This window comes from Streptomyces sp. NPDC000878 (assembly GCF_053599695.1).
Map to the genome: position 1 here is coordinate 35,330 of NZ_JBSFMT010000023.1, position 12,702 is coordinate 48,031.

10 protein-coding genes are annotated in these 12,702 nt (G+C 69.8%); 4 read left to right on the top strand and 6 right to left on the bottom strand.

Features of this window, described 5'->3' with window-relative positions; all coding sequences use genetic code 11:
- Positions 1-22 precede the first annotated feature (22 nt).
- The 3 genes from ACWDR4_RS21635 to ACWDR4_RS21645 all read left to right on the top strand — a co-directional run bounded on the left by ACWDR4_RS21635 (position 23) and on the right by ACWDR4_RS21645 (position 3,216).
- Positions 23-1,747, top strand: coding sequence for an ATP-binding protein (locus ACWDR4_RS21635; protein ID WP_450410673.1), 1,725 nt, complete (start codon positions 23-25; stop codon positions 1,745-1,747).
- Entirely contained in the window at positions 1,744-2,424 is a 681-nt protein-coding gene (locus ACWDR4_RS21640) for a response regulator (protein WP_450410675.1), read from the top strand. The genes ACWDR4_RS21635 and ACWDR4_RS21640 overlap by 4 nt, the downstream gene beginning before the upstream one ends.
- 99 nt (positions 2,425-2,523) lie before the next feature.
- Positions 2,524-3,216, top strand: coding sequence for a response regulator (locus ACWDR4_RS21645; protein WP_450410676.1), 693 nt, complete (start codon positions 2,524-2,526; stop codon positions 3,214-3,216).
- A 64-nt stretch (positions 3,217-3,280) separates the two neighbouring features.
- Here the strand turns inward: ACWDR4_RS21645 and ACWDR4_RS21650 are convergent, their stop codons facing one another.
- The 3 genes from ACWDR4_RS21650 to ACWDR4_RS21660 form a co-directional block, all read right to left on the bottom strand.
- Positions 3,281-4,873: a solute symporter family protein gene (locus tag ACWDR4_RS21650; protein WP_450410678.1), complete on the bottom strand. Its 1,593-nt coding sequence runs from the start codon at positions 4,871-4,873 to the stop codon at positions 3,281-3,283.
- On the bottom strand, positions 4,870-5,436 hold the full coding sequence (locus ACWDR4_RS21655; RefSeq protein ID WP_450410679.1) for a DUF485 domain-containing protein: 567 nt from the start codon (positions 5,434-5,436) through the stop codon (positions 4,870-4,872). Before ACWDR4_RS21655 ends, ACWDR4_RS21650 begins: the two co-directional genes overlap by 4 nt.
- A 137-nt stretch (positions 5,437-5,573) precedes the next feature.
- Positions 5,574-7,694 carry a DNA gyrase/topoisomerase IV subunit B gene (locus ACWDR4_RS21660; RefSeq protein ID WP_450410681.1) on the bottom strand — a complete coding sequence of 707 codons (2,121 nt, stop codon included), beginning with the start codon at positions 7,692-7,694 and terminating at the stop codon, positions 5,574-5,576.
- 451 nt (positions 7,695-8,145) lie between these two features.
- Between ACWDR4_RS21660 and ACWDR4_RS21665 the strand changes: the two genes are divergently transcribed.
- Positions 8,146-8,376, top strand: coding sequence for a DUF7455 domain-containing protein (locus tag ACWDR4_RS21665; RefSeq protein WP_055532400.1), 231 nt, complete (start codon positions 8,146-8,148; stop codon positions 8,374-8,376).
- 183 nt (positions 8,377-8,559) lie between these two features.
- On the opposite strand, the gene ACWDR4_RS21670 is transcribed toward ACWDR4_RS21665, so the two are convergent.
- The 3 genes from ACWDR4_RS21670 to ACWDR4_RS21680 all read right to left on the bottom strand — a co-directional run bounded on the left by ACWDR4_RS21670 (position 8,560) and on the right by ACWDR4_RS21680 (position 12,658).
- Positions 8,560-9,438 carry a S1 family peptidase gene (locus ACWDR4_RS21670; protein WP_450410684.1) on the bottom strand — a complete coding sequence of 293 codons (879 nt, stop codon included), beginning with the start codon at positions 9,436-9,438 and terminating at the stop codon, positions 8,560-8,562.
- Positions 9,439-9,665: 227 nt separating this feature from the next.
- The gene (locus ACWDR4_RS21675) at positions 9,666-11,201 is read right to left on the bottom strand and encodes an RNA polymerase sigma factor (protein ID WP_450410685.1); all 1,536 of its coding nucleotides are present in this window, start codon (positions 11,199-11,201) and stop codon (positions 9,666-9,668) included.
- A gap of 569 nt (positions 11,202-11,770) precedes the next feature.
- A complete protein-coding gene (locus ACWDR4_RS21680) occupies positions 11,771-12,658 on the bottom strand; it encodes a FadR/GntR family transcriptional regulator (RefSeq protein ID WP_450410687.1) in 888 nt (295 codons plus the stop codon).
- Positions 12,659-12,702: the final 44 nt, after the last annotated feature.

Consider the following 12,702-nt stretch of genomic DNA (forward strand, 5'->3'; position numbering starts at 1 on the left):
TCATCCCCGTACCTTCTTGGGTATGAGCCCCACTCCCCGCGTACGCCGCCTGCGCCTCGGTCTGCCGAGGCGGATGTTCTCGCAGGTGCTGCTGATGCAGGTGGCGATCGCCGCGGGAGTCGCGGTGCTCGCGACCGGGCTGTTCCTCGCGCCACTCAGTGATCAGCTGGACGACCAGGCCATGCGCCGGGCGCTGGCGATCGCGCAGACCACCGCGGCCCAGCCGCAGTTCGCCGAGGATCTGCGGGGAAGCAGTCCGTCGGTCGACGGGCCGGTGCAGACCGAGGCGGAGCGGATCCGGAAGGCCAGCGGGGCCGAGTACGTCGTGGTGATGGACATGCGGGGCGTGCGCTGGTCGCACACGGACCCGAAGGAGATCGGCAAGGTCGTCTCCACCGACCCCCGCCAGGCCCTGGCCGGCAAGGAGGTCATGGAGATCGACAGCGGCACCCTGGGCCGCTCGGCCCGTGGCAAGGTGCCGCTGCGCGACACCGGCGGCAGGATCGTCGGGGCGGTCTCGGTCGGCATCGAGTACGACAGCGTGCGTGCCCGGCTGATCCACGCGATCCCGGGGCTGTTCGCGTACGCCGGCGGCGCCATGGCCGTGGGTGCCCTGGCCGCCTGGGTGATCTCCCGCAGGGTGCACCGGCAGACCCGGGACCTGGCCTTCTCCGACATCGCGGCGCTGCTCGCGGAACGTGAGGCCGTACTGCACGGCATCCGCGAAGGTGTCGTCGCCCTGGACCGCGCGGGCCGCGTCCGGCTCCTCAACGACGAGGCGCAGCGCCTCCTGGGCATCGGTGAGGAGGCCGTCGGCCGCTCCCTGGACGAGGCGCTCGGTGCCGGACGTACGACCGATGTGCTGGCCGGGCGCGTGACCGGCACCGATCTGCTCACCGTGCGTGGCCAGCGGGTCCTGGTCGCCAACCGCATGCCCACCGACGACGGGGGCGCCGTCGCCACCCTGCGCGACCGCACCGAGCTGGAGCAGCTCGGCCGCGAACTCGACTCCACGCACGGTCTGCTCGACGCCCTGCGCGCCCAGGACCACGAACACGCCAACCGTATGCACACGCTGCTGGGGCTGCTCGAACTGGAGATGTACGACGACGCCGTGGAGTTCGTCGGCGAGGTGGTCGGCGACCATCGGGCCACCGCGGAGCAGGTCGCCGAGAAGATCCGCGATCCGCTGCTCGCCGCGCTGCTGGTCGGGAAGGCCACCGTGGCGGCGGAGCGCGGTGTCGCCCTGTGGGTCTCGGACCGGACGCTGCTCCCGAACCGGCTGATCGACCCCAGGGAGCTGGTCACGGTCGTCGGCAACCTGGTCGACAACGCGCTGGACGCCGTCGCCGGCACTCCGCACGCGCGCGTGGAGGTCGAACTGCGCACGGAGGGCCGTACCGCGGTCCTCCGGGTGCGCGACACCGGGCCCGGCATCCCGGCGGAACAGCGCGAGTTGATCTTCACTGAGGGGTGGTCCACGAAGAAGCCCCCGGCGCACGGCAAGCGCGGAATCGGGCTCCCCCTGGTGCGCCGGCTCGCGGAGCGGCAGGGCGGCAGGGCGCGCGTGGCCGACGCCGAGGGCGGGGGCGCGGAGTTCACGGTCGTCCTGCCGGAGGCACTCGCGGAGCCGGACCCGGCGCCGGAGCAGGCGCGCGTCCCGGACACCGGACGGCCCCTGGAGCCGGCCGCCACCACAGCCACCACCGCCGGCGCCACCGCCAGCGCCGAGGAGGAGTCGAGATGATCGAGGTCCTGGTCGTGGACGACGACATCCGGGTGGCGCGCGTCAACGCCGCCTATGTGGAGAAGGTGCCCGGCTTCCATGTCGCGGGAGAGGCGCACAGCGCGGCCGAGGCCCTGCGGCAGCTGGAGGCGCTGGCGCAGCTGGACCTCGTCCTCATGGACCACTACCTGCCCGACGACACGGGCCTCTCGGTCGTCCAGGAGATGCGCCGGCGCGGCCACGAGACCGACGTGATCATGGTGACGGCGGCCCGTGACGTGTCGACCGTGCAGGCGGCGATGCGGCAGGGGGCGCTGCAGTATCTGGTCAAGCCGTTCGCCTTCGCGGGGCTGCGCTCCAAGCTGGAGGCGTACGCGGAGCTGCGCCGCACCCTCGACGGCGGCGGCGAGGCCGAACAGGCCGAGGTGGACCGGATCTTCGGCGCCCTGTCCTCGGGCCCCGAGCCCGAACTGCCCAAGGGCCACTCCCCCACCACCGCGGAACTCGTGCGCCGCGCCCTGGTGAACGCCGAAGGCCCCCTGTCCGCCCAGGAGATCGCCGAACGGACAGGGGTGAGCCGCCAGACCGCCCAGCGCTATCTGAAGCTCCTGGAGCGCACGGGACGGGCCAGACTGACCCTCAAGTACGGCGACGCGGGCCGCCCCGAACACCGGTACGTGTGGGCGACCCGCACCTGAGGAACGGGATGACCGGCACCGGAGGACCACAGATGTGGCGCATGCCACAACATCCGCCTTCTGGGAGCAAACCGCTCCTCTGCTTGCAAGAGTGGTCCGATGATTGACGTCCTGGTGGTGGACGACGACCTCCGTGTCGCAGAGATCAACACCAAGTACGTGGAGAAGGTTCCCGGATTCAGAGTCGCCGCCTGTGTGCACACCGCTGCCCAGGCCCTGGCCGCCGTACAGCGCGGCACCATCGACCTGGTTCTGCTCGACCACTACCTGCCCGACCAGACGGGTCTCGAACTGGTCCACCGCATGCGGGAACAGGGCCACTGCACCGATGTCATCATGATCACGGGGGCCAGTGACGTGGTGACCGTGCAGACCGCGATGCGCCTGGGCGCCCTGCACTACCTGGTCAAGCCGTTCACCTTCACCGCGCTGCGCACCCGCCTGGAGTCCTACGCCGACCTGCGTCGCACCGTCGACCACGTCGGCGACCGGAACCACACCTGCCAGGAGCAGGTCGACCAGATCTTCGGCGCCCTGCGCACCCCGCCCGCCCCCGCGTCCCCCGGCCTGCCGAGCGGCCACTCGGAACCGACCACGGACCTCATCTGCGGGGTGCTCCACCGCGCCGGCCACGCCCTCTCGGCCCACGAGGTGGCCGCCGAGACGGGCCTGAGCCGCTCGACGGCCCAGCGCTACCTCCGCCACCTGGAACAGGCGGGCCGCCTCCGCCTCTCCCTCAAGTACGGCGACACGGGCCGCCCCGAACACCGGTACGCATGGGTGGCGCCCTGAGCGGCGCGCCTGGCCCGCATGGTCGTACGACGGTGAGGGCGTACGACCGTGAAATCGCCGCCCGCTAAACGGCTCCCGCCCCCGTGAGCGACCGCACCTCGGTCTCCGCGTGCTTGGCCCGGTCCGGCTCCTCCGCGGAGGTGACCGTGCCGAGCCAGCCCGCGAGGAATCCCAGCGGGATCGAGACGAGCCCCGGGTTCTGCAGCGGGAAGTACTGGAAGTCCATCCCGGGGAACAGTGATTCGGGGCTGCCCGACACCACGGGCGACAGCAGCACGAGGATCACCGACGGAACCAGCCCCCCGTACACCGACCACACCGCGCCCCGGGTCGTGAAGCCGCCCCAGAACAGCGAGTAGAGCAGCACCGGCAGATTCGCGGACGCCGCGACCGCGAAGGCGAGGCCCACCAGGAAGGCGACGTTCAGGTCGCGGGCCAGCAGGCCGAGGGCGATCGCGACCACGCCGATACCGACCGCGGCGGTGCGTGCCACGGCCACCTCGCTGCGCGGCTTGGCGCGCGGGCGCCGCAGCGACGCGTACAGGTCATGGGCCACGGACGCCGAGGACGCGAGCGTGATGCCGGCGACCACCGCGAGAATCGTTGCGAAGGCGATGGCGGCGACGATCGCGAACAGAACCGTTCCGCCTGTGGAGTCCGCGCCGCCCCCCAGATCGAGGGCCAGGAGTGGCACCGCCGTGTTCCCTGCCGCGTTCGACCCACGGACCGCCTCCGGTCCCACGATCGCCGCCGCGCCGAAGCCGAGGACGATCGTCATCAGATAGAAGCCGCCGATGAGCCCGATCGACCAGACGACCGACCGGCGCGCGGCCCGGGCGGTCGGCACGGTGTAGAAGCGGGACAGGATGTGCGGCAGCCCGGCCGTACCCAGGACGAGGGCGAGCCCGAGGCTGATGAAGTCGAAGCGCGAGGTCCAGTCGCCGCCGTACCTCAGCCCGGGGGCGAGGAACGCGTCACCGTGACCGCTGCGCTCGGCCGCCGTGCGCAGCAGTTGGTCGAAGTCGCCGTGGAACCGGACCAGCACCAGCACGGTCAGCGCGATCGCCCCGCCCATCAGCAGGACCGCCTTGACGATCTGGATCCAGGTGGTGGCCCGCATCCCTCCCAACGACACATAGATCACCATGAGCGCGCCGACCGCGATCACCGTCCAGGACTGCGCCGCCTCGCTCGTCCCGCCCAGCAGCAGCGCGACCAGGCTGCCCGCCCCGACCATTTGCGCCACCAAATACAGAACGGACACGGTGACCGAGGAAGTTCCCGCCGCGATCCGCACCGGCCGCTCCCGCATCCGCGACGCGACGACGTCGGCCAGCGTGAACCGCCCGCAGTTGCGCACCAGTTCGGCGACGAGGAACAGCACGACGAGCCAGGCCACCAGGAAGCCCACCGAGTACAGCAGTCCGTCGTAGCCGAAGAGCGCGATGAGGCCGGAGATGCCGAGGAAGGAGGCGGCCGACATGTAGTCGCCCGCGATGGCAAAACCATTCTCCATCGGGGAGAAGAGCCGACCGCCCGCGTAGAACTCCTCGGCCGAACCCTGCCGGTGCCGGCTCACCCAGGTGGTGATGCCCAGGGTGACGGCGACGAACGCGCTGAACAGCACCAGCGCCAGCATCTGATGATCACCCGTCACGATCCACCGCCCCTGAGGCCCCGCGTCAGTTCCTGGGTGTCCCAGCGCAGATCGAGCGCGGCCCGGTCCCTGCGCAGCCGTGCGTGGCGCGCGTACGCCCAGGTGAACAGGAACGTCGTGAGGAACTGTCCGAGTCCCGCCAGCATCGCCACGTTCACCGCGCCCACCACGGGCCGGGCCATGAATCCGGGCGCCATGGTGGCCGTCACGACATAGCCCACATACCAGGTGAAGAAGACGGCGACGCCGGGGATCACGAACCTCCGGTACCGGCCGCGCACCTCCTGGAAGGCCGCGCTGCGCTGCACCTCCAGGTAGACGTCGGCCGCGCCGCCACCCCGGCGCTCCTGCTCCCGGCGCGCGGGCGGGACTACGGCGGCGGGCGCACCCGTGCCGTCCAACTCGCCCCAGCCGGAGGCGAGCGCGTCGTACCAGGGGTCCTCGAACCGCGTGTCCCCGCCCACCCCCGCGTGGGTGGGGACGACGTCTCGACCTTCGTGGGTCTCGGCCGAACTCTCGGGGCCGCCCCCGCGTCTGCGCGGACGACCGGTGCTTGACTGCATGCCCAAGGATGGACAGAACGGGAAGATCCCCGGCTCTTCTTCTCCCTGGGCTTCACCCCATTAGGTGATTCATCCCGTGAGAACGGTTCGCGGTGGGTCGGATGGACATCCAGGGGTGTACACCCGACCCGCCGCGGTCACGCGTCGATCCGGGACCTGTCCAGCGTCGCCGCCGAGCTCGAGATGAACTCCTTGCGCGGAGCGACGTCGTTGCCCATCAGGAGGTCGAAGACCTGTTCGGCGGAGTCCAGGTCGGACAGGTTGATCCGGCGCAGGGTGCGATGGCGGGGATCCATCGTGGTCTCGGCCAGCTGGTCGGCGTCCATTTCGCCGAGACCCTTATAGCGCTGGATCGAGTCCTTGTAGCGGACACCCTTGCTCTGGAACTCCAGCAGCTTCTCGCGCAGCTCACGGTCCGAGTACGTGTAGACGTATTTGTCCTGGCCCTTCTTCGGCTGGACGAGTTCGACGCGGTGCAACGGCGGCACCGCGGCGAACACCCGGCCCGCCTCGACCATGGGCCGCATGTAGCGGTGGAAGAGCGTCAGGAGCAGGGTGCGGATGTGAGAGCCGTCGACGTCGGCGTCGGTCATCATGATGATCTTGCCATAGCGGGCCGCGTCGATGTCGAACGTACGACCGGACCCTGCCCCTATGACCTGGATGATCGCGCCGCACTCGGCGTTCTTCAGCATGTCGGTCACGGACGACTTCTGGACGTTGAGGATCTTGCCCCGGATCGGCAGCAGAGCCTGGAACTCCGAGTTCCGGGCGAGCTTGGCCGTGCCGAGCGCGGAGTCGCCCTCCACGATGAACAGTTCGCTGCGCTCGACGTCGTCACTGCGGCAGTCGGCGAGCTTCGCGGGCAGCGAGGAGGACTCCAGGGCCGTCTTCCGGCGCTGCGCGTCCTTGTGCTGACGGGCCGCGATGCGCGTACGAGCCGCGGCCACCGCCTTCTCCATGACGACGCGGGCCTGCGCGGCGGCGTCCCGCTTGGTGGTGGTCAGGAAGTCCTTGAGCTCCTTGGACACCACGTTCGTCACGATGCGGCGGGCCGCCGACGTACCGAGCACCTCCTTGGTCTGACCCTCGAACTGCGGCTCGGCGAGACGCACGGTGACGACCGCGGTGAGGCCCTCAAGTGCGTCGTCCTTGACGATGTCGTCCTCGGCCACGCGCAGCAGCTTCTTGGTGCGCAGCACCTCGTTCATCGTCTTCGCGACGGCCTGTTCGAAGCCCGCGACATGGGTGCCGCCCTTGGGGGTGGCGATGATGTTCACGAACGACTTCAGGGTCACGTCGTACCCCGTGCCCCAGCGCAGCGCCACGTCGACACCCAGCTCGCGGGTGACCTCGGTGGGCGTCATCTGGCCGTGGTCGTCCAGGACCGGGACCGTCTCCTTGAAGGTGCCCTGCCCGGAGAAGCGGAGGACGTCGCACACCGGCTTGTCGGTGGCCAGGTACTCGCAGAACTCGCTGATGCCGCCGTCGAAGCGGAATGACTCCTCACCCTTGCTGCCGCCCTCGCCGAGCCCGAACTCGTCACGGACGACGATGGTGAGGCCCGGCACCAGGAACGCGGTCTGCCGAGCGCGCTGGTGGAGGTGCTCCAGGGAGAGCTTGGCGTCCTTGAGGAAGATCTGGCGGTCGGCCCAGTAACGCACGCGCGTACCGGTACGGGTCTTGGGGATCCGCTTGGTCTTGCGCAGGCCTCCCGGCTCGAAGGCGGCGTCCGGGCCGATGGCGTCGAAGGAGCCGGGCACGCCCCGCCGGAAGCTGATCGCGTGGGTGTTCCCCACCCGGTCGACCTCGACGTCCAGGCGCGCCGAGAGCGCGTTCACCACGGACGCGCCCACGCCGTGCAGGCCGCCGGAGGCGGCGTACGAGCCGCCGCCGAACTTGCCGCCGGCGTGCAGCTTGGTCATGACGACCTCGACACCGGAGAGGCCGGTCTTGGGTTCGACGTCGACCGGGATGCCCCGGCCGTTGTCCCGCACCTCGACGGAACCGTCGTCGTGCAGGGTGACATCGATGTGGTCGCAGTAGCCCCCGAGGGCCTCGTCGACGGAGTTGTCGATGATCTCCCAGAGACAGTGCATCAGGCCGCGGCTGTCCGTCGACCCGATGTACATGCCCGGGCGCTTGCGCACGGCTTCGAGCCCCTCAAGGACGAGCAGGTGCCGCGCGGTGTAGTTGGAACCGTCCCGGTCTGCTCCTGCCAGCAGCGCTGTGGACGGCACGGACGTATCGGCGGTCACGCGGTTCGCTCCTCGCTGAATTTGAATGGGGGCCCTGGTGGGTAGGGGCCCGGCTTCGGTAGCCGCTCAGAGGGTACCGAGGCCTGGTAGAGCCGATGTAACGCCACCCTCGTCATGAACTCACACTATTCCAGCGTCGCATGCTTGTTCGATCCCTCGATGGAGTGAAGTACATATCACGTTCCCTTCCAGGCATGAACCATTTAGGCTCCGGGCACGTCCTCAAGAACAACCGGCAACCCAGCCGGGGGGACCTACACACCGACAGACGACAGACAGCGCGAACCCGTACAGACACGAAGACACGCAATACGGCACATTCGCCGCCAACCGGCAGCAGACAGCCGCTTCGAAAAGATTTTTTCGAGGAAGAGCCGCAAGCGGGAACGTTTTCGGCCTGGTTGGATGTTGACCCTGGTACGACAGCTCGTCGAGCTAGAGAAGAGGCGACGTGACTACTGTTCTGACCCCCGCGAGCCCGCTGACGGCCGCTGATCGCTGCGACCGCTGCGGCGCCCAGGCATACCTTCGCGTTGTCTTGGCGAGCGGCGGAGAACTGCTCTTCTGCGCCCACCACGGCCGCAAGTTCGAGCCGGAACTCAAGAAGATCGCCGCTGAGATACAGGACGAGACGGAGCGCCTGACGACCGTTCCGGCCAGCTCCAACGAAGAAGAACGCTGATACTGCGCTTCGACGACGAGCCAGCTCCGGCACAGGCCGGTTGATCCGGGCGGCCACTCCTGCACTCAGGAGTGGCCGCCCGCTTCATGCGAACTCGCTCACGGACCGCGAGACGGCCGTTGCGGGGCCGTCGCGCCCTGGTCGCGCTCCAAGGAACCCCTCAGGCAGCCGCCCACAGGGCCCTCAGGCGCCGCTGCCACCAGTGGCGGCGGTGTCCCACCCCATCGTCCGTACGACGTCGGAGACCCGCGTGTAGACGCCCGGGCTGCCGGGCCGTCCGCAGCCGCTGCCCCAGGACACGAGCCCGACCAGCCGCCCCTGGGCGACCAGCGGCCCTCCGCTGTCCCCCTGGCAGGCGTCCGGCCCCCCTACGGCCTCGCCGGCACACAGCATGCTGTCGGCCTTGTACGTGCCGTCGGCGCTGCCCGGATACGCCCGCTCACAGAGCGCGTCGGCCAGCACGTGCACACGTGCGGCCCGCAGACTGCGCGCGTAGTCGCCGCCGCCCGTGATGTCGCCCCAGCCGTAGACCGTGGCGTTCGTACCGGGCTGGTAGGCCGGGTCGCCGACTCCTGCCATCCCGATGACCGAGGTCTGCGGGAGCGCCTCGGCGAGGGTGAGCACGGCGAAGTCCCCGGCGTTGCTGGTCTTGTCGTAGCCCGGATTGACCCAGGTGTCGCGTACGGCGATCTCCTTGCCCTGAGCAGACGTCAGTTCCGTACGCCCGGTGATGACCTTCAGGTCCTGTACGCGGTCGGGCGGCGCTCCCAGGACATCCGCGCCCATGCAGTGGGCCGCGGTCAGTACGGTGGTCCGGCCGACGGCCACGCCTCCGCAGAACTGCCCGGCCCGGGTACCCCCGAACCGGTCACGGCTGGACAGGGCCACCGTCCACGGGCCCTCGGACACGTCGACCGGGAATCCACCGACGACAACGCCGTCGGCGGCGACAGGGGCGGCGGACGCCAGCGGTATCACGCCCGCCGAGGCCGCCAGGACCAGCGACCGGGTCAGCGCCCGGGACAGGGCCCGGGACAGGGCCCGGACAATGGGACGACGCATGCGCGCTCCTCACTCTGGGATGATCACGAGAAACCCAGAGTGATCCAACCGGCCCCGCCCCGCACGCGCGGGCCACGAAAGAGGGACGCCGTCGGCTGGAGCACCGTGCTCCGCACGCGCCGGGCCGCGCTCCCCGCACGCCGGGTGCGACGGCCCCGCGCCCGCCCAGCACGAAGGCCCGGCTCCCGTCGAGGGAGGCCGGGCCTTTCGTGTCGTACGACCGCGACCTAGTCGAGGTAGTCGCGCAGCACCTGGGAACGCGACGGGTGGCGCAGCTTCGACATGGTCTTGGACTCGATCTGGCGGATGCGCTCGCGGGTGACCCCGTACACCTTGCCGATCTCGTCGAGGGTCTTCGGCTGACCGTCGGTGAGACCGAAGCGCATCGAGACGACGCCCGCCTCGCGCTCGGAGAGGGTGTCGAGGACCGAGTGCAGCTGCTCCTGGAGGAGCGTGAAACTGACCGCGTCGGCCGGGACGACCGCTTCGGAGTCCTCGATGAGGTCACCGAACTCACTGTCGCCGTCCTCACCCAGGGGGGTGTGGAGGGAGATCGGCTCACGGCCGTACTTCTGGACCTCGATGACCTTCTCGGGGGTCATGTCGAGTTCCTTGGCCAGCTCCTCCGGGGTGGGCTCGCGGCCCAGGTCCTGGAGCATCTGGCGCTGCACGCGCGCGAGCTTGTTGATGACCTCGACCATGTGCACCGGGATACGGATGGTGCGGGCCTGGTCGGCCATCGCGCGGGTGATCGCCTGACGGATCCACCAGGTGGCGTACGTGGAGAACTTGTAGCCCTTGGTGTAGTCGAACTTCTCGACCGCGCGGATCAGACCGAGGTTGCCCTCCTGGATGAGGTCCAGGAAGAGCATGCCGCGGCCGGTGTAGCGCTTGGCCAGGGAGACCACCAGACGGAGGTTGGCCTCCAGGAGGTGGTTCTTGGCGCGGCGGCCGTCCTCGGCGATGATCTCCAGCTCACGCTTGAGCTTGGGGGCGAGCTTGTCGGCGTTGGCCAGCTTGTCCTCGGCGAACAGACCGGCCTCGATGCGCTTGGCGAGCTCGACCTCCTGCTCGGCGTTGAGCAGCGGGACCTTGCCGATCTGCTTGAGGTAGTCCTTGACCGGGTCGGCGGTGGCACCGGCGACCGCGACCTGCTGGGCCGGAGCGTCGTCCTCGTCGTCGTCGGAGAGGACGAAGCCCTTGTTCTCGGCCCCCTCCTCTTCCTCTTCACCGGGCTTGGCGTCCTCAAGGACCTCGTCCTCGGCGACTTCGGCGTCGTCCTTGCCGGCGGTCGTCTTCTTGGCCGCCGTCTTCTTGGCGACGGTCTTCTTCGCGACCGCCTTCTTGGCGGTCGTCGTCTTCTTGGCGGCGGCCTTCTTCGCGGGCGCCTCGTCCTCGACGGAGGACTCGGCGGCGGGGGCCGCCGGGGTGGCGGTGGCAGTGGCCTTCTTCGTGGTCACCGTCTTCGCCGCGACCGTCTTGGTGGCGGTGCGCTTGGCCGGACTCTTCGCTGCGACGCTCTTTCGGGTGCGCTTTGGCTCCGCGGCACTGACCATCAGCGTCACACCCTCTTCCTCGAGGATCTGGTTGAGGCTGCGCAGTACGTTCTTCCACTGAGTGGCCGGAATCTGGTCAGCTTCGAAGGCCCGACGCACGTCATCGCCGGCGATCTGCCCCTCAGCCTTTCCCCGCTCGATGAGCGCCATGACAGAGACGGACTCGGCGATCTCCGGCGGGAGCGTACGGGATGTGCTGGCCGACACGAACAACCTCTCGGAACGTTGGAAAACGGCTTCCGGCCCCGTCCACTAGGGAACAGGAGCCGACGACCGCCGACTGGGGATGGGCCGACGGCGCGGGCGGGGGCCGGGAAGATGCACAGCGCCTTGAACGGCGTCTGTATTCCCTCCTCGGCTGCCACCTCTTAGGTCATCGCGCTGCTTCCGCAAGCGTTACGCCCAATCTGCGTGGCCCGAGTCACACCCCGTAAGCGCACAAAAGCGGTCAGATACGGCTAGATATGGTCAGCCGTGGTGGCGACCGGGCCGTTCCTGCCGATTCGTGCCCGCATCGGCAGACACATCGACAGCCATAACGACATCCAGAACAACAGTCGCATCCACAGCCCGATCGGCAGCCGTGACAAACGCCTCAGGACCGGCCGCCGCCGCTTCGGCCCACCGCTCACCGCTCCGCCCACCCGCCCGTCCCTACCGCCGGGCCCCGCCGGGCCCTCTCGGGATCCGGCAGGGTCCGGCGGCGACGGTTCGCGAGCCGAGCGATGATCCGGGAGGGCGACACGGCCCCCGATCGCGCCGGCCTCGGCGCGCGGTCAGTGCTCGCGCGGGGCAGGGACCACGCGCTCCACCTCGGGGTGCACGATGAGGAGCTGCCGCATGGCCGCCTCCGCCCCCGCGCCGTCACCCGCCGCGAGAGCGTCGGCGATCCGGGCGTGGTGCCCCAGGGACGCCTCGGTGGGCCGGTCACACCCGGTGATCGGACCGCCGGACACCTGGAGGGCGGAGGACACGATCCCGGAGAGGTGCTCCAGCATGCGGTTGCCGGCGAGCTGGATGAGCAGCGAGTGGAACTCGGCGTCGGCGCGCGAGAACGTCAGCGCGTCGCCCTGGCTCATGGCGTGGCCCATGATCTCGACCATGTCGACGATCCGCTGCTGGACGTCCTCGCGTCCGTGTCCGGCGGCGAGGCGGGCGGCGAGCGGCTCGATCGTCCAGCGCAGCTCGCTCAGCTCGCGGCGCTGGTCGTCGCGCTGCGGCCCGAAGGCACGCCACTCGATGATGTCGGGGTCGAGGAGGTTCCAGTCGCTGACGGGACGCACGCGCGTGCCCACGTTCGGCCGGGCGCTCACCAGGCCCTTGGCCTCCAGGACGCGGAGCGACTCACGGACGACGGTGCGGGAGACCTCGAAGCGCTGGCCGATCTCCTCGGGCACGAGGGGACGGTCCGCGCCCAGGTCGCCGGAGACGATCATCTGGCCCAGCTGCTGGACGAGTTGACCGTGCAGCCCGCGACCGCGGCTGCCCGCGCTGCGGCGGCCGACACGGCCCAGCTCCGGGTCCGCGGCGTCCCAGGAAGGAACTCCGACGCGGTCGACCCCGGGGGCCTCCGCGTAGGGGTAGCGGTCGAGTTCGCCCGGGCCGACGAGACCGGAGTCTGCGGAGCGGGCGGCGGTCATCATGGTGTGCGCAAGGGTACTCACGGATCTTTTGTCGGCTCCGTCTCCAACTCCCTTGAGGTCTTTGG